Annotated in this window: 13 protein-coding genes; 12 read left to right on the top strand and 1 reads right to left on the bottom strand. The window is 44.8% G+C overall.

Going from position 1 to position 17,511, the window contains the following annotated elements; translation table 11 throughout:
• Window positions 1–205: 205 nt before the first annotated feature.
• From GC096_RS16455 to GC096_RS16435, 5 genes are all read left to right on the top strand, one after another.
• Entirely contained in the window at window positions 206–2,461 is a 2,256-nt protein-coding gene (locus tag GC096_RS16455; RefSeq protein WP_171631645.1) for a helix-turn-helix domain-containing protein, read from the top strand.
• 206 nt (window positions 2,462–2,667) lie between these two features.
• Entirely contained in the window at window positions 2,668–3,588 is a 921-nt protein-coding gene (locus tag GC096_RS16450; RefSeq protein ID WP_246302788.1) for an ABC transporter permease, read from the top strand.
• 15 nt (window positions 3,589–3,603) lie between these two features.
• A complete protein-coding gene (locus tag GC096_RS16445; RefSeq protein WP_171631643.1) occupies window positions 3,604–4,479 on the top strand; it encodes a carbohydrate ABC transporter permease in 876 nt (291 codons plus the stop codon).
• A gap of 125 nt (window positions 4,480–4,604) precedes the next feature.
• Complete coding sequence (locus tag GC096_RS16440) at window positions 4,605–6,284, top strand: extracellular solute-binding protein (RefSeq protein WP_246302787.1); 1,680 nt, start codon at window positions 4,605–4,607, stop codon at window positions 6,282–6,284.
• Between the two features lie 92 nt (window positions 6,285–6,376).
• A complete protein-coding gene (locus GC096_RS16435; protein ID WP_171631642.1) occupies window positions 6,377–11,179 on the top strand; it encodes an OmpL47-type beta-barrel domain-containing protein in 4,803 nt (1,600 codons plus the stop codon).
• Window positions 11,180–11,260: 81 nt separating this feature from the next.
• Here GC096_RS16435 and GC096_RS16430 read toward each other — a convergent pair whose 3' ends face one another.
• Complete coding sequence (locus GC096_RS16430) at window positions 11,261–11,920, bottom strand: TetR/AcrR family transcriptional regulator (protein WP_171631640.1); 660 nt, start codon at window positions 11,918–11,920, stop codon at window positions 11,261–11,263.
• A 283-nt stretch (window positions 11,921–12,203) separates the two neighbouring features.
• Between GC096_RS16430 and GC096_RS16425 the strand changes: the two genes are divergently transcribed.
• The 7 genes from GC096_RS16425 to GC096_RS16395 all read left to right on the top strand — a co-directional run bounded on the left by GC096_RS16425 (window position 12,204) and on the right by GC096_RS16395 (window position 17,478).
• A complete protein-coding gene (locus tag GC096_RS16425; RefSeq protein WP_171631639.1) occupies window positions 12,204–13,055 on the top strand; it encodes an SDR family NAD(P)-dependent oxidoreductase in 852 nt (283 codons plus the stop codon).
• Window positions 13,052–14,062 carry a zinc-dependent alcohol dehydrogenase family protein gene (locus tag GC096_RS16420; RefSeq protein ID WP_171631638.1) on the top strand — a complete coding sequence of 337 codons (1,011 nt, stop codon included), beginning with the start codon at window positions 13,052–13,054 and terminating at the stop codon, window positions 14,060–14,062. Before GC096_RS16425 ends, GC096_RS16420 begins: the two co-directional genes overlap by 4 nt.
• A 31-nt stretch (window positions 14,063–14,093) precedes the next feature.
• Window positions 14,094–15,254, top strand: a complete 1,161-nt coding sequence (locus GC096_RS16415) for an SMP-30/gluconolactonase/LRE family protein (RefSeq protein ID WP_171631636.1) — start codon at window positions 14,094–14,096, stop codon at window positions 15,252–15,254.
• Window positions 15,255–15,470: 216 nt separating this feature from the next.
• A complete protein-coding gene (locus GC096_RS16410) occupies window positions 15,471–15,761 on the top strand; it encodes a GntR family transcriptional regulator (RefSeq protein ID WP_171631635.1) in 291 nt (96 codons plus the stop codon).
• Window positions 15,709–16,158, top strand: coding sequence for a GntR family transcriptional regulator (locus GC096_RS16405; protein WP_171631633.1), 450 nt, complete (start codon window positions 15,709–15,711; stop codon window positions 16,156–16,158). Before GC096_RS16410 ends, GC096_RS16405 begins: the two co-directional genes overlap by 53 nt.
• 200 nt (window positions 16,159–16,358) lie before the next feature.
• Window positions 16,359–16,898, top strand: a complete 540-nt coding sequence (locus GC096_RS16400) for a carbohydrate-binding protein (RefSeq protein ID WP_171631632.1) — start codon at window positions 16,359–16,361, stop codon at window positions 16,896–16,898.
• Window positions 16,810–17,478 (top strand): early set domain-containing protein, encoded by a 669-nt coding sequence (locus GC096_RS16395; RefSeq protein ID WP_171631631.1) that lies wholly within the window; start codon window positions 16,810–16,812, stop codon window positions 17,476–17,478. The genes GC096_RS16400 and GC096_RS16395 overlap by 89 nt, the downstream gene beginning before the upstream one ends.
• The last annotated feature ends 33 nt before the right edge of the window (window positions 17,479–17,511 follow it).

Genomic DNA, 17,511 nt, shown 5'->3' with positions numbered 1-17,511 from the left:
AGAATATTGTTGATCGAGCGAAAATGAACGATTGTTTTACCTCACTTTTTAGTAGTAAAGTTGGATCGTACGAGAATTTTAGTTGTTCTGTTAAACTACAAATATAAGAATTCAACTTTAGGGGGAGAGATAAGATTTGGAGCTCTGAAGAAGAACATTCTTGGACACTGACCCTAAAAAATATTTGTAAAAAGGAGAATAAACGATGATAAAGAATATCTCGCTGAACAAGACATGGTTTCGTCGTCTCCTGTTTTCCTATGTAACCATTTTCCTTTTTATTGTGCCACTTCTCATGTTTGTCCTGTTGATGGCATTCAGTGAATTGTCACGAAAAACCGCAGTCGAATCGAATGAAATTTTCACCAGGCAAGTGCTTCAATCCATTGACAATCAGATGAAATTGATCGATAACACGATCACGAATGTGATCGCAAGCGATGATGATATGCTGTCTGCTTTTTTTAATCCTGCTTTACGCAACGACCGCTATTATTCGGGCTATTTGTCGTCTGTCAAAGTGAAAAGTCTGATGGCAACGATGCCGCTCATCGACTCGATCTATTTATACAGGCTGTCGGACGATATGGTGCAGACGCCATACTCCGTTTCTAAGCTAGCTGCATTTAACGATAATCAATTGATTGTAGATTCTTTGAAGCAATCCGGACTAAATCATCAGTGGACAGATGTGCGGAAAGGTTACACAGAGCAAGGCGAGTCCACCAATTTTGTATCCTTAGTGCGATATGTCCCATTGAATTCCGGTAATGATGGTCTAATCATTGTTAATGTACAGCTTCAAGCAATTGCCCGTTTCGTTCAAACACTGAAGACGGAAAATTCCAATCATCTTAGCCTTTATGATCGCAAGGGTGCGCCTATTTATGGAGATAGTCATGGGAGCGATTCCCTCATGACGGAGATGCGCTCCGAGTATTCCGAATGGGCCATTTCCAGCAGTGTGGCGAATGGTAATTTGTTTCGTCTTGTCTCTGCTATGTCCAAATATTGGATATTAGTTTGTGCGATTTTCTTTAGCATTGGTGTGATCTGGATTGTTGTGGTTACCCGACGAAACTATAAGCCTGTAGAAACAATCATCCAGCGTATCCAATTATTCTCTCAGCAAAAAAGCGCTGAACTATTCCGTAAAGGCAATCAAGATGAATTTAAGTTCATCGATACTGCCTTGGTGAATTTGATGGAGCAGTCAAATGCCTATCAGAAGCAGCACGAGGAAGATTTGATTTTTAAGCGAAAACACTTCTTTTTCGAATGGATGGATGGGAATCATCCCTTGAAGGATGAAGAGTGGCAGCAGGAGATGAAGAGTCTCGGAATGCCTTGCGATTTTGACTCGTTATGTGTGAGTGTGCTCGAAATTAATAAATACAGTAAATTTGCTAGTCAGTATTCAGAACATGATCAAAATTTGCTTAAATTCGTTCTGTCCAATGTAGTAAAGGAAATCGCAATTGGCCGAAATGTAACCATATGGACCGAGTGGACGTCCAAGGATCAATTGACTTTGCTGTACTTGGTAAAGAATGTTTCGATGGAAAGTAAGCCCGAGGAGATTGCGACTGAGATAGCAAATGACATGATGCAATGGGTGAAAACCTACCTTGATTTTAATATTACAATGGGCATAGGTTCAGGAGTTGATCGCATAGAACTTGTGCATTATGCCTACGTTGAAGCCTTGGAAGCACTGCAGTACAAACCTTCGCTAGGTGAGGATCGTGTGATCTGTTATTGGCAGATTAAGCCTGAAGGTAAGCAACAGTCACTCGATCTGCTCGAATATATCCGCGCGATTGCCTTTTCATTACGAACGGGGGAAGGAGATTGGCAGGTTAGTTTCGTACAACTTTTCGATGGCGTCCGAGCCGGTCTATATGCGCGTAAAGAATTGGATAACTTAATGAGCTACATGATATTTTTTCTGGATAAAGAGTTCATGGACCTGCCAGCGGACGTGCAAAAAATATGGTCAAACGGCATAAAGGATAAACTGCAAAAAGCGGTAGATGACTGGGACACTGTGGACGAGCTCCAGCAATTATTGAAAAGTATTCTTACAGAAACAACAGAAGCCATGGCGACGTTGCGTGAGATGAGCAGCAATCATATGCTTATTCGCAAAATTAAATCGTATATGGAGGAACATTACCACAATCCGGATTTATCATTGCTTCATTTAAGCGATGTGTTTCATGTGCATATGAAAAGTATTAGTCGTACGTTTAAAGAAGAAATTGGTGAGAATTTTATTGATTATTTGACTCGAATTCGTACGGAACATGCGAAAGAACTGTTGGTTCAAACCGATCACTCCATACAAGAGATTACGATCAGAATCGGATATCTGCATCCGAACACGTTCATTCGATCATTTAAAAAGCTGGTTGGTCAAACACCAGGAGACTTTCGGAAGACTGCTCAAGTGAAATCATAAAGATGAACTTTGTTGATTGGTGTATTTTTGTTGATTACTAGGATTTGGATGTCCATAGGATCGGATTCACTGGTAAAAAAGCCAGGGATGACGGTTCTTTTTTTATTTGTGAATTTTGTTGATCGAGGGAAAATGAACGATTGTGTCACCTTACTTTTCAGTTGTACAGTTGGATCGCAGGCTACTACACAGAAAGAGGGAACGATATGAAAGCAATAGACCGAAGGCGAATCGACATGAAGCGATTAAGGGAGAATATGCCACTACTCCTGATGTTCATACCCGTCATTATATTTTACTTAATTTTCAAATACGCGCCAATGGCTGGACTGATCATCGCTTTTAAAGATTATAACTTTTATGATGGGGTGTTCCACAGTCCTTGGGTTGGATTTGAAAATTTCCAAAAGCTGTTCAGTAACCCAAATTCGTTAAAAATTATTCGAAATACACTTCTACTTAGCAGTCTAAATATATTCGTAGGGTTTCCGTTTCCGATCCTATTAGCTATTCTTCTGAACGAAGTGAGAAAAATGTGGTTCAAGAAGATCGTTCAAACGCTTGTATATTTACCTTACTTTTATTCATGGATTATTGTCGGTGGGATCGTCTTTAGTATTTTTGGAATCGAAGGAAGCTGGCTAAGTCATTGGATGAGTCTGTTTAAGCTTGAGCCGTTTCCCTTCTTATACAATATCAAATCATGGATCACCATCTTTGTTGGTGCAGGTATATGGAAGGATATGGGTTTTAATGCCATCATCTATATGGCGGCAATGACGACAATCGACCCATCGCTTTACGAATCAGCAAGTATGGATGGGGCTAATAAATGGAAACAAATTATTCATATTACGATTCCTGGCATTGCACCGACCATTATTTTGCTCTTTATTCTTTCTATGGGACGCGTGATGGAAGTGGGATTCGACCCCATTTACGTCTTGCAAAATGCTGCGGTGAATGACGTTTCGGATGTCATCAGCACGTATATTTATCGCGTTGGACTGCAAGGAGCGCAATTCAGCTTAACTACAGCAATGGGCATGTTTGAATCAGTTGTTGCTCTAATTCTACTGCTCTCTGTCAATTGGATTGCACGTCGTTTTCAGAAGGGTCTATTTTAGAAAGGAGGAATCAAGATGCGTGCATCCAATGGAGATAAAATTTTCTACTTTACAAACTATATCGTATTAGCCTTAATTGCCTGCTCTAGCCTGTTTCCGCTTCTTCATTTGATTGCGCTGTCCATTAGTAGTTCGTCCGCCATCGAAACTGGGAAAGTAAATCTGTGGCCTATCGGCTTCACCTGGGAAACGTTTAATGTCTTGATCAAGGGGACACCGCTCATTCGATCTTTCAGCAACAGTGCTGTGATCACGCTCGTAGGTGTTGCGTTATGTATGCTCACTACGATTATGGCCGCATATCCCTTATCACGTCCTAACTTTTATGCACGACGCTTCTTTACGCTTTCGATGATCTTTACGATGATCTTCACGGGAGGCATTATCCCTACTTTCCTGGTCATCCAAAGTTTGGGACTGGTTAACACCTATTGGGCTCTATGGTTACCGGGTTTAGTAAGTACCTATAACATGTTGCTGTTACGCACGTACTTCGAGAACATCCCATCTGAAATTGACGATGCGGCGCGAATGGATGGCTGCAGCGAAGTACGTCTTCTACTTCAAGTTGTATTGCCCATTTCGATGCCTGTACTCGCGACATTAACGCTTTTTTATGGTGTTGCGTACTGGAATATTTTTATGAGCATGCTGATTTACATCAATGATACCGATAAGCACAATTTAACCGTTCTCGTACAGCAAATGATTCAAAGCCAGAGCGTGCTGCAGCAAACCATGATGGTGCAGCCTGACGATCAGGTTCATGTGGTGGAAGAAGGAATTAAAGCTGCAGGCGTGATCGTCATGATTACTCCGATGCTGGTGGTGTATCCATTTTTGCAAAAATACTTTGTTAAAGGCGTTATGCTTGGTTCCGTGAAAGGCTAAGGAAGCATGAAAGCGATAAGGAGGTGGTGCTACTAAGAAGAATCTGGTACCCAAAGATCCGATGAGGTAAGCTTAAATCAACTAATAACGAATAAGAAATTTCATTCAAAAGGGGTTTATCAAACATGAGAAAATGGTTTGCGACATCACTAACGATGGCATTATCCACTTCAATGGTTCTAACGGCATGCAGTACGAAATCTACCGAACAGCCGAGTTCCTCTGCTAATTCAACAACGCCAACTGCATCAACAGCACCAACAGCGCCTGCTAAGAAAGGGGATATATCCGTATCGGTTTATGATCGTGGAAATATTCCTGCTGCAGAAGGCACATTAGAAGATAATCGTTGGACAAAATTTATTAACGAGAACGGCCCTGCGAATGTCAAATATGTGCCAATTCCGCGTAACGATGCGGCACAAAAATTCAATGTACTGTTTGCATCGGGATCGGCGCCTGACGTTATTAACGAGTTTGACCCGAATATACTGAACCCGCTTATTGATCAGAAGCAGCTTATGCCGTTAAACGACCTGATCGACAAGAACAGTGTGGAATACAAGAAGATTCTTCAGGATTATCCCGCATTGAAGAAAGTCGCGACCAGTCCCGACGGGAAGATGTACAAAGTTGGACGGGTGCTGGAGTCATTTCCAAGTTATGCGGTCTTTGTCCGTGCAGATTGGTTGAAAAAATTAAATCTGGACGTACCGAAAACGACCGAGGATCTGTATAAAGTAGCCAAAGCGTTTGCGGAGCAAGACCCTGACGGCAACGGAAAGAAGGACACTTACGGAATGGCATTGAGTTTTCGTTCGGAGTTTGCGATCGATATGATGTTCGGAAACCCTGTTGAGCTTTACGGTCTTGTGAACGATCAGCCGAGCCGAGCATTCGAAAATGCGAAGTTGGCGACGGAGTTCAAAAAACGTTTGTTTGATGAAGGGCTAATCGATAAAGACTTCGTGAATGACAAAAATGGGGCAAAGGCGAAACAAGACTTTTTGAATGGCAAGCTGGGCATTTTCCCGACTTTTGTAGGAAGCTGGTTCGATGCGACAGTAACCGATATACAAACCTTGAAAAAAGCTGTCCCTGAGGCCGATGTGATCCCTATCGCACTGCCAAAAAGTCCAGTAGGCGAATTTATTCCAGATGTACAAAGTCCAGTGCAAATGACAACTGCGATCAATGCAAAAACAAAAGATCCGGTTGCAGCGATCAAATATCTCGACTTTATGAATCGGGTCTCAACAGGAACCACCGTGCTTTTCGGATTAGAAGGCACGCATTATAAGAAGGACGCAAACGGATGTCCGCAAACCATCGATCCGAATAAAACCAAATCGGAAGTTAGCTGGGCGGGCGACTATGCGCAATCATATTCCCGTTTGCTGCTAGGGAAGTGTTCATTCTTCCAAAATCAATTCAATCCTGACATTCCAGAACAAAAAGCAGGACTGGATATGTTCAACAAAGCCGAGTCCTTATATCTCGATTCGACTAAAAAATATCGTTTCATCACCTTGCAAGAGCTAATACCGTCTTTCCCCAAAGATATGCAAACGTCATTTAACACTGTCAAAAAGCAAATTACCGATACGTGGTTGAAATCAGTCTTGAGCGGGGATAAATACTCGGTTGAACAAGCCTACAAGGACGTTCAGACTTCATGGGATAAAGCGGGCGGCAAACAAATGGATGACTTCATGATCGAGTGGTATAAAACCAATAAGGACAGTAGTTTCATGATGAAAGATTTATGGGAGACTGTTGCCAAACAAGCGCAAATGAAGAAGTAAGCAACGCGTATTTAACAAAGGATGGGGGCCGTTATATGAATCTGCGGTCCTCAGCATTTCTTTGTCCATGCATGAATACGAGGAGGGGGATTATGAGGAAGTTTAAGAAATTTGTTTGTGTCATGGGGCTATTATTTTTTATGGTCATTGGAGCACGTGCCGCACATGCGGCGGTTATACAACAGTTGCCAGTCTCGAACCCAGGATTTGAAACGCTGACCGTAACGAACGGTATCAGCAGTCCGAAAGACTGGAAAACGTGGTGGTGGAGCGGGCCCGTAAACAATCCGTCGATTTCGGCAGCGAGTTATACGGAGAATGAAAAAAACGGCGGCCAGCGCTCCGTATTTATAGACAGTGTCAGCACGGGATATGCCGGGTGGGTATCGAATCCCATAACGCTTCCTTCGGAGATGATGTCGTTTCGAATTTCTGCCAAACTGAAGACATCCCAAGATTATTCTGGAAACAAACCACGCTTTTGGGTTTCGTTCCAGAACAACGGAACCTTTCTGGGCTCATACACGACGGATCAGACGGAGGGGGTGTCACTTGGAGATTGGACGGAAGTTTCCTTTACCGTTGATCGAAGTCAATTTCCGGCAGGGACCAACACGCTTGTATTGAATCTATCGACAACCAGCATCAATTCGGCGACACCAGTAAGCGGTAAAATTTACTACGATGATGTGATGGTGGAAGCGTCGGAAGAACCGATCCCTGTTATACAGCACTTGCCCGTTTCGAATCCGAGCTTCGAGACATTGACCGTGACGAATGGCGTTAGCGGTCCAAAAGATTGGAAAACGTGGTGGTGGAACGGGTCAGCAAACAATCCGCCCGTTTCGGCAGCGAATTATACAGAGAATGAAAAAAGCAGCGGTCTGCGCTCGGTGTTTATAGGCAGTGTCAGCAGTGGATATGCGGGGTGGGTTTCCAGTCCCATAACGCTCCCATCGAATATGACATCGTTTCGAATAACAGCCAAGCTGAAGGCATCGCCAGATTATTCGGGGAATAAACCACGGTTTTGGGTTTCGTTCCAGAACAATGGGACTTTCTTAGGCTCCTACACGACGGATAAGACGGACGGTTTGTCCATTGCGGATTGGACAGAAGTATCGTTTACCGTTGATCGAAGCCAATTTCCGGCCGGGACCAACACGCTTGTGCTGAATTTGACGACTACCAGCATAAATGCTGCGACACCAGCAAGCGGAAAACTATACTACGATGATGTGAAAGCGGAAGCGTCCAACCAATCGCTGGGGCCGGTTGTTTTTACGTTGAAAAGCAATAAATTTGCTAGCTGGTGGAATCTTGGGGACCCCGTCGTATATCAATTGAACGCCGGAGCTGTAGCGAGTTCCATTAATACCATTATTGGCAGCGTTTACAACTCTGACAATGAGTTGGTAGCACAAGTTCCTGTATCTAGACAGACATTTCTCGATACAGGTTGGAGCTGGACGCCTTCGGAGCCGGGATATTACGAAGTTGCTTTTACATATCAACAGAACGGTAGTACGGATTTAACTGATTTGTCCGTCAAATATACGTATTCACAGACGGATCTGACTACGTTTACTCGTGAGCGGTATTCCTTGGTAGTGAGTCAGGGGCCAACAAAACCAGTCTCGCAAAGATGGCCGACGATGGGCTTTAGCTATCAGCTTTCAGAAGGCGAGAATGCTATGAAACTGGCTGATTTAGTAGGATTTCGCTTTGCGCGAATTCACGCAGTGCCATGGGGATCACAGTTCCGCGATACGAGCTGGGCGATTGAACCGTCACGCGGTGTTTATGAGTGGTCGAGATTCGATGACCAAATCAACAAGCTGTCAAGTTACGGCTTTGATATGATTGGAAATCTGTTATACACGCCGCAGTGGGCATCACCGCATCCGGAGCAAACGCAGGCGAATATTAGTGTGCCAGCCTATTCTGCTTATGCTCCTGTGGATATGAAGGACTGGGAAGATTTTGTTCGTGCCGTCGTTACTCGGTACGATACTCGGATTAAGACGTGGGAGGTATGGAATGAGCCAAACTTGCCGGGGTTGAGCGTTTTTTGGCTAGATTCAACGGAGCGTTTCGTTGAGCTGTTGAAAACTGCGTATCAGACGATTAAGGAGGAGCAGCCGGATTCAGATGTATGGATTGGTGGACTGGCAGGACGCAACTATTTGTCATTTTATAAAGAGCTGCTCAGCTTGGGCGGAGCGTCCTATTTTGATAAGCTCTCGTTGCATGGGTACCTGCCAGATCCACGCGAATTCCAACGTATTGATCAGGCTTTTGGAATCGCATCCAAGCAGTGGGCCGATTCGGAGAGTCATGCGATTCTGGTCAATTCGAATTCAGTAACAGGCACAGTGCCTACGGAATCTGAGATCGCTAAGCGGATGATCGTTGACTTCCTGTCGCAGCTCAAATGGGGAACGCAAAAAATTGCCTTATTTCATATGTTGAATTTATCTGAGATGGAAACTTTATCTTATGCCAAGAGCACAGGAACCGTAACGCACGCATCGGGCTTATTCCGCTCTAAGCCGCGAGTGGAGCCGAGACTCGCAGCGTCAGTAGCCCACCATTTTCTCGATCTTGCTGGCCAGTCGCTCATTTATAAAGGGGAGTATGTTCTCGAGGGAGGGCAAAAAGCAGTTGTACTGGACAATGACGGAGCCCGGCTTATAGGGTTGTGGTCTGACGCATCTTCAGAAGCTCCGATCGATTCGCGTCTAGCGGCTGCTTTCACGGATGAGACTCTTGTTACTGACTGGGAGGGGAAAGTGCAAAGTGCCAATAACCTGCTTAGCGTACATCCTGGCAAGGTTTATTGGATAAGTAATGCGGATAGCGCAGCATTAGCGCTGCTTCCGATCTCAGAGCCGTTTTTGATCTCGGATTTTGACCGTAATACGACTCAAATCGATGTCCCTGAGTCGAAGGGAACTAGCGGCGAACTGTTCAATCCTGCCACGTTGGAAGTCGCTGACCATGCTGTCTGGACTACCGATAATTGGGCGTATAAAGCAGCTGCCCAGTCGACGAAACCAGCGGATTTTGACGCTTCGTTTGCGGCGGGGTATTCAGAAAGCGGGCTAGACCTGATCGTTCGTGTGAAGGATGGGACATTTGTTCAGGATAATCCACTAGGAAGCTACTGGAAAGGTGACAGTGTACAGTTCGCGATTGACACATTCGGACAGGGATTTACGGGAGATCAGGTGGAATTCCAAGCAGCACTGACACCGCAGGGCCCAGTGCTATATAAACAATCGGTTCCTTATGTTGGTGGCAATTTACCAACCAATTGGACACCGGGCAACAGCGTAGCACAGTATGCATCCCTCAAGATAGATCAAACAGTCCCTAATGAAACGACTTATTATATCCATGTGAATTCTTCTGAATTGTATCCTTATGTACATGATCCGAAGAGTCCACTTCGACTGTCAGTGCTGGTCAACGACAATAACGGCAGCGGTCGGCTTGGATGGCTTGAGTGGAGCAGCGGGATTGGTGGTGATAAAAATCCGGCGAAATATGGGGAAGTATGGATGTTGAATGGGCTAGTTGTTGAAGCAGCTCAAACGAATATGGCGGAGGGTGAAACACAGACTCTGAGTGCCCATGGACTGACGGCAAACGGGTTTATAGATGTATCTGGCAAAGCTGTTTGGCATTCATCTGATCCATCAAGCGTAACCGTGGATACTTACGGCACTGTGAAGGCGATTGGGGAAGGCAATGCGGTCATTCAAGCATCATACGGCCCCTTTGTAGGCAGTATAGCGATAACGGTAACAGCAGATAAAGCGCCACCCCTTACGAGTGCGGCCGTCTCACCTGGCCAGCCGGATGGACAAAATGGCTGGTATGTGAGTCCAGTTACAGTAAGTCTCTCCGCGGTCGACAATTTGTCAGAGGTAGCGAAAACAGAATACAGTCTCGATGGAGGAATAACATGGCAGTTGTATTCAGCGCTGGTTACCTTTGAACAAGATGGCAATTATACTTTGAGCTATCGCTCGACAAACCATGCAGGCAATGAAGAGGTTGCGAAAACGATTAGTTTTAAGATTGATAAGACTGCACCGACCGCAACTTTTGCATACAGCCAAGTAACGCCCACAACACAAGAAGTTGTCGCAACAATGACACCGAGTGAACCGGTAACGATCACGAACAACGGGGGTTCAAGCAGCTATACGTTCTACTTTAATAGCAGTTCTTCCTTTGAAATTGTCGATGCAGCAGGAAATCATGGCACAGTAATGGCGATTGTGAACAATATCGTATCGAAGAGTAGAGCCATACCGGGTATGCCGATCCTTGCAGATGACAATGGGTACGATACAGGTCTACAAGACGGTAATTACAATGTTACGATGAACATGTGGTACGGAGGAAATGGTAGAATTTATAAGCTTTACGAGAATGATGTTTTAATCGATACGAAAATCCTTACTGACAATTCACCAAACGCACAAACGGTAGTAACCGCAGTTTATGCCAATAAGAATGGTACCTATCGTTACTTTGCGGAACTTACCAATGCGTTCGGCACAACGACGAGCAGTACGCACGTTGTAACAGTCACGAAAGCAGCGCCGAACAAACCAGTTCTATCCAACGATAACTGGGATGCTGATGGAAATTTTAAAGTCAGCATGAACATGTGGTGGGGAACCAATGGCGGGGTATATCATTTATATGAGAACGGTGTTCTTATCTATACACAAGCGCTTACGAATAATACACCTTATGCCCAAGCGGAGGTAACGACCGTAACGAATAAAGCAATTGGCACCTATCAATATCGCGGTGAGCTCGTCAACTATGCCGGAGCCACTTCCAGTGATACGATGATTGTAAAAGTAACTAAGTAAGCTTGGTATAGGAAAACTAAAAAACGGAGATCGCGTAGTATACGCGGCTCCGTTTTTTAGTGATTTCAGTCTTTTGTCATTTTAGGTGCTATGATCCGGCAGCATTGAGCTGACAATCAAAGATAACGTTTGCTTATATACCGCATAGGCTGATTGTACATCTCCCAAGTGCCCACCCATGTACAGATGAATAGCGCCGTGGAGCGAGGCCCAGCATATACGCACAACAGATTCGGCATCATAATGGACTGGAATCAGTCCTTGCTCTTGCGCTTTGCTAATCGCCATCATAAATTGCCTCATGGCTGTTAAGGTGCCATGCATGCTTTCTTCATCCGGTTTGAAATCGGCAAAGGCTCCTCCGAACATCAACTTATAATAGCCGGAGTAATGCTGCCCGAATTGCCAAAAGGCTTCGCCTAAATTCAGTAAGTGCTGTACGGGATCATTCGTCTGCGGCGTTCCCTCGAACTTGTTAGCGAGATGCTTACAACCTTCCAAATACAACTGCTGTGCCAAACCCTCTTTATTGACAAACAAGCTATAAATAATTTTTGTAGAGCAATCCATTTCCTGGGCTACTCTACGTACCGTAACGGCTTCCGGGCCCTCTTCTTGCAAGAGCGTAGCCGCCGCATCAACAACCAACTTGCGGAGATTTTCATTATTTTGCAAGCGAGCTTCTTTGTAGGTTTTCAATATTCGTGTGTTCGTATTGGAAGGGATATCTTGGTCGCTCATACTCATCACCTTAGGTTATCGTGTTTTTGTCAGGAAACAAAGTTTCTGACTCTCTTACCAGAAATTCTAAACAGTTGTTAGAGAGATGTCAATGAGACCGAGAATGTGGGAAAGCGCAGGTTGACTTTCCCAAAAAGGCAGGTTACAATGAATCTCAAATGAAACACTGTTACCGGAAAAGATATGGTGATTCTTGAATTCACTGGGAATTTGGGATTACTTCTGACTAATAGGTAACATTGTTTCTATATAATAACATAGTGACTAAAAGGAGAGTAAAGTTATGACAATTCAAGGGAAATGGGCGCTTGTCACGGGAGCTTCTTCCGGTATTGGAGAGCAATTCGCTAGACAACTGGCCAAACAAGGCAGCCACTTGATACTCGTGGCTCGATCAACGAGTAAGCTTGAGAGCCTGGCAGATGAGCTTAGAAATAAGTATGGCATCAAAGCCGAGGTAATCTCTATAGATCTTGCGAAAGAGGGTGCACCCAGCGAGTTATATCGGCAATGTGAACTTTTGAAAGTGGATATCGAACTGCTAATCAATAATGCAGGCTTTGCTACACATGGTTTGTTCGAGCAAGTGTCAGGTGAGCGTCAACATGAAGAAGTTATGCTCAATGTCGCTGCTGTTGTAGATATGACGCACTTGTTCTTGCCAAATATGTTGCGCAAAAACTCAGGAGCAGTTATTAATGTGGCTTCAACCGCCGGATTTCAACCGCTTCCCTTTATGGCCGTATATGGGGCGACGAAAGCTTTCGTCTTGTCGTTTACGCAAGCGTTATGGTGGGAAAACCGCGACCGCGGCGTGAAATTCTTCGCACTTTGTCCCGGTTCGACGGACACCAGCTTCTTTAATGTTGTAGGAACGGAAGAAGCCTCTGTCGGAAAGAAAGATACGCCGGAAAGAGTCGTAGAGGTTGCACTTCGTGCGTTGAAGGAAGGGAAAATATACGTCGTTCCGGGTGTGCAGAATTATATCGGGGCGCAGTTATCGCGATTCATAACACGCAAGCAAGGTCTTCGACTTGTTGGAGGCATGCTTCGTCCACGCGGAGGATCCGGCAATACTAATAATTATAAGAATACAGGTAATCAATCTGATCTTGCAGGGAGGACAATTCGATGAAAGCTATACAACTGACAAACGGCTTCGGCTTTGAGGAATTAAACTTAACGGAACTCGACATACCAACGCCAGGCCCCCGTGAGGTGCTGATCCGCATGAAGGCAGCTTCTCTCAATTACCGGGATCTAGTGATCCTCATCGGATTAATGCCGATTGAAATCAAATTCCCCTTCATTCCATTATCAGACGGAGCGGGAGAAATTGTAGCCGTTGGCCAAGGAGTAACAAGGTTTCAGGTCGGACACCGAGTAGCGGGTAATTTGCAACAGCGATTTACTGCCGGCAACCCAAGACCGGGGGTATTAGAAGACAGTCTGGGAGGTCCGCTGAACGGAGTAGCGGCGGAGTACGTCGTTCTACATGAAGACGGAATCGTCCATATTCCCGATCACCTCTCTTATGAGGAGGCCGCCACCTTGCCGATCGCGGCATTAACCGCATGGAGCATGCTAATCGAATACGGTGGTTTGCAAGCGGGGGATACCGTGCTGCTGCAAGGAACAGGCGGGGTTTCTATCTTCGGGCTTCAATTCGCTCTTATGGCTGGAGCACGAGCGATCATCACATCGAGCAGCAACGACAAGCTGGAACGAGCAAAAGCTCTCGGTGCATGGCAAACGATCAATTATTCGGAAGTTCCCGATTGGGATAAAGCAGTGTTAGAACTGACTGGCGGCGTCGATCATGTTCTAGATGTTGGAGGAGCGGCAACGATGGCTAAATCCATAAATGCGCTTCGCATTGGAGGGACCTTGAGTATGGTCGGGTTCTTATCGGGCTTGACCATTCCGGAATATGATGTCACGGGCATCTTGCAGAAAGCCGCAACGGTTCGCGGCAGTCAAGTCGGCAACCGGGATCACTTTGAAAAGATGAATCGAGCGATTGCCCATCATCGTTTACATCCCGTCGTCGACCGTGTATTCCCTCTGGATCGAATTGGCGAAGCATTCGCGCTCTTGGCTGAAGGAAAGCAATATTTCGGAAAAATCGTAGTCCAAATTTAAATCTCACTTAAAAGACATAGGAGGCACTCTAATGCCAAATACACAAGTTCGTTCTGTTAAATCTCCTGAAGGCGTGAATCGCCCTAAACGCTCACCGCGTAAAGTGCGCATATTGGGGCTATCGCTGCTTGCAGTGCTCCTTCTTGGAGTCATTATTTTCTTGCTTATTCCTTCACCGATCGAACCGGCAAAATGGTCCGCGCCGACGGCCCCCTCTTTTGAGGAAGCGGGCCCTTGGAAACAGAACAACAAACTCAGCTCTGCTCAGCTTGTTACTGATGCCCCTAAATCCCCTGAATTCATTACCTTCGATAAGGAAGGCCAGCTATACACAGGAGATTCAGACGGGAAAATTTACAAGGTTGCTTTCGATGCAGAGGGCAGTCCACAAAAGGCCAAAGTGTTTGCAGACACCAAAGGAACGCCTAATGGGCTTATATTCGATGCCAATGGCAATTTGATCGTTACTGATGTCAAGAAGGGACTGCTATCTATAAACCCATCGGGGAGCATAGAGGTATTGGCCAATCAAGTAGACGGCAAGCCGATCTATTTAGCTAACGAGCTTGATATTGCCAAGGATGGTTCGATTTATTTTTCCGACACCTCGAACTATGGCCGTGTGACTTTCAGAGAAATTGCCGAGAACAAACCGCATGGACGTTTGCTGAAGTACGATCCATTGACCAAACAGACGACTGTTCTGCTAGAAGGCCTCTATTTTGCGAACGGGGTTGCCTTGTCTGCGGATGAAGATTTTGTGCTTGTGGCAGAATCATATCATTATCAGTTGACCAGATACTGGCTCAAGGGTTCCAAGAAGGGGACATCTGATATTTTCGCAGACAATCTCGCAGGCTTTCCCGACAATATTACACGTGATGAACAAGGTCATTTCTGGGTCGGGATCTTCACGACTCGTATTTCTTTCATAGATCAGATGCATCGTAGCCCATGGTTGGCCGGTATTATGGCCAAATTACCGGAGTCGCTGCTAAGCGGTGCAAGCGCACCGGCGAAGCATGGGCTTGCTGTGGAGCTCAATCCGCAAGGACAGCTTATTGAAAGTTGGCACGATCCGGAAGGCTCACTGTATGGTGTAACTACGGCTGCGAGCGATAACGGATATTTATATATAGGAACAGCACCTGGAGGTAGCCGAGGTGTTCATCGCGTGCTTCTAACCAAATGACTAATGGCGAAGAGCATATCACAAAGGAAGTCAACAAGTGGTACAGTCCGTATCCCAATGGAATACCAAAAACGGTAGAAGAATTCTTTCTACCGTTTTTTATATGATCCTTTATATTTTTGATATTTGATCAAATATCAAAAATGACGTTTACATGTTTAGCTCAGATATGACATTATATCAAATATCAAATGAATACATTTAAGAGGAGAAAAAATGATGAATATAACGCCAGAATCAGCATTAAATGAAACAACTTATTCACGGGTTCGCGATAAATTGCGCCAAGATATTTTATCAGGTGAATTTAAACCTGGCGTACGCTTGCGGATCGGCGATTTATCCAATCGTTACGGCGTTAGTCAGCTGCCGATTCGGGAAGCTCTTCAGCAGCTTCAAGGGGAAGGGCTCGTCAGTTTGCTGCCTCATAAAGGAGCAAGTGTGCGGGAAGTGAATGAGAAGTTCGTATCTGACATGTACGATATTCGAATGGCGATTGGCGATTGAAACGATGTTGGTTCAGAGTGGCGTACCTCACATGAAGGATAGCGATTACAACAGACTTGTCACCATTGAAGAGCAATACGAAAAGGCAGCCGAGGAAGGTGACTTGTTATTATGTCTAAAGGTTAATGAGAGCTTTCACAAAATCATCAATAACCTAGCGCAAAATCCCGAAGCAATTCGCATTATTGATCGACATTGTGGACTGATTGATACCATGCGCCAAATATTTGGTTCGAACCGAGGGACCGATATTAGTAACGATCATCGGATGCTGCTGGAAGCTTTGAAAAATCGAGATGCGGAAGCTGCTGCAAACATTACCAGAGATCACGTCATCAAGGCCAAAGAGGATTTGATTGCTAGAATGAAAGCAACGGGGAAACCATCTAAAACTTAGATGGCGTTTCGCTCAATAATTAAAACGCTTAGAATAGAAGGGGGTTGAGCGTGTTGTATGATCAAACGGTGACGAATTCCATCTATATTTTTCCTTACTCTCAACTTTTTCATTTGCAAAAAATCCAAGGAGGTTGAATGGACTTGGTTAAAAAGAAAATAATTATTTAAATTATAAGCGCATTCAAGACGTTGAGCCTGGTGTTGCCTATTACAACTTTTTCCACTGATTTTCGAAATATTGCCCATACCAGCATAAATGCTGCGACACCAGCAAGCGGAAAACTATACTACGATGATGTGAAAGCGGAAGCGTCGAACCAATCGCTGGGACCGGTTGTTTTTACGTTGAAAAGCAATAAATTTGCTAGCTGGTGGAATCTGGGGGACCCTGTAGTGTATCAATTGAACGCCGGAGCAGTAGCGAGTTCCGTTAATACCATTATTGGCGACGCTTACAATTCTGACAATAAATTGGTAGCACAAGTACCTGTATCGAGACAGACATTTCTCGATACAGGCTGGAGCTGGACGCCTCCAGAGCCGGGGTATTACGAAATTGCTTTTGCGTATCAACAGAACGGTTCTATGGAATTAACTGATCTGCCCGTCAAATATACGTATTCACAGACGGATCTTACTACGTTTTCACGTGAGCGATATTACCTTCGAATTCGTCGATGCAGCAGGAAATCATGGAACGGCAACGGCAACTGTGAACAATATTGCGGCAAAAAGTAAAGCAAAACCGGGTACAGTGGTACTATCCGATGACAATGGGTATGATACCGGACTTCTGGACGGTACTTACAATGTAACGATGAAACTGTGGCACGGAGAGAATGGTAGAATTTACAAGCTTTACGAGAATGATGTTTTAATTGATACGCAAATCCTTACTGACAATTCACCAAACGCACAAACGGTAGTATCCGCAGTTTATGGCAAAATGAATGGGGCCTATCGTTACTATGCTGAGCTTACCAATTCGTTCGGCACAACAACGAGCGGTATACATGTGGTAACGGTAACAAAAGCAGCGCCAGATAAACCAGTTCTGTCGGGCGATAACTGGGATGGCGACGGCAACTTCAAAGTCAGCATGAACATGTGGTGGGGAACTAATGGCGGGGCGTATCATTTATATGAGAACGGTGTTCTCATCTATACAGAAGCACTGACCAATCATACATCGAATGCCCAATCATCAGTAATGACCGTGACAAATAGAGCAATAGGCAACTATGAGTATCGAGCTGAGCTTGTTAACTATGCGGGAGCCACATTTAGCGATAAGATGATTGTAAATGTAACGAAGTAAGCTTGGTATAGGAAAACTAAAAAAACGGAGAAC

Origin of the sequence: Paenibacillus plantarum, assembly GCF_013141695.1 — a bacterium.
Lineage (GTDB): Bacteria > Bacillota > Bacilli > Paenibacillales > NBRC-103111 > Paenibacillus_E > Paenibacillus_E plantarum.
Note: the sequence above shows the minus strand (reverse complement) of the source record. Positions and strands in the feature narration are given on the sequence as shown.

Coding starts and splice junctions, on each gene's coding strand:
- GC096_RS16415 (WP_171631636.1), top strand. CDS start 14,094: ATGCCAAATACACAAGTTCGTTCTGTTAAATCTCCTGAAGGCGTGAAT.
- GC096_RS16425 (WP_171631639.1), top strand. CDS start 12,204: ATGACAATTCAAGGGAAATGGGCGCTTGTCACGGGAGCTTCTTCCGGT.
- GC096_RS16405 (WP_171631633.1), top strand. CDS start 15,709: ATGAGAAGTTCGTATCTGACATGTACGATATTCGAATGGCGATTGGCG.
- GC096_RS16440 (WP_246302787.1), top strand. CDS start 4,605: ATGAGAAAATGGTTTGCGACATCACTAACGATGGCATTATCCACTTCA.
- GC096_RS16450 (WP_246302788.1), top strand. CDS start 2,668: ATGAAAGCAATAGACCGAAGGCGAATCGACATGAAGCGATTAAGGGAG.
- GC096_RS16445 (WP_171631643.1), top strand. CDS start 3,604: ATGCGTGCATCCAATGGAGATAAAATTTTCTACTTTACAAACTATATC.
- GC096_RS16430 (WP_171631640.1), bottom strand. CDS start 11,920: ATGAGCGACCAAGATATCCCTTCCAATACGAACACACGAATATTGAAA.
- GC096_RS16435 (WP_171631642.1), top strand. CDS start 6,377: ATGAGGAAGTTTAAGAAATTTGTTTGTGTCATGGGGCTATTATTTTTT.
- GC096_RS16410 (WP_171631635.1), top strand. CDS start 15,471: ATGATGAATATAACGCCAGAATCAGCATTAAATGAAACAACTTATTCA.
- GC096_RS16420 (WP_171631638.1), top strand. CDS start 13,052: ATGAAAGCTATACAACTGACAAACGGCTTCGGCTTTGAGGAATTAAAC.
- GC096_RS16455 (WP_171631645.1), top strand. CDS start 206: ATGATAAAGAATATCTCGCTGAACAAGACATGGTTTCGTCGTCTCCTG.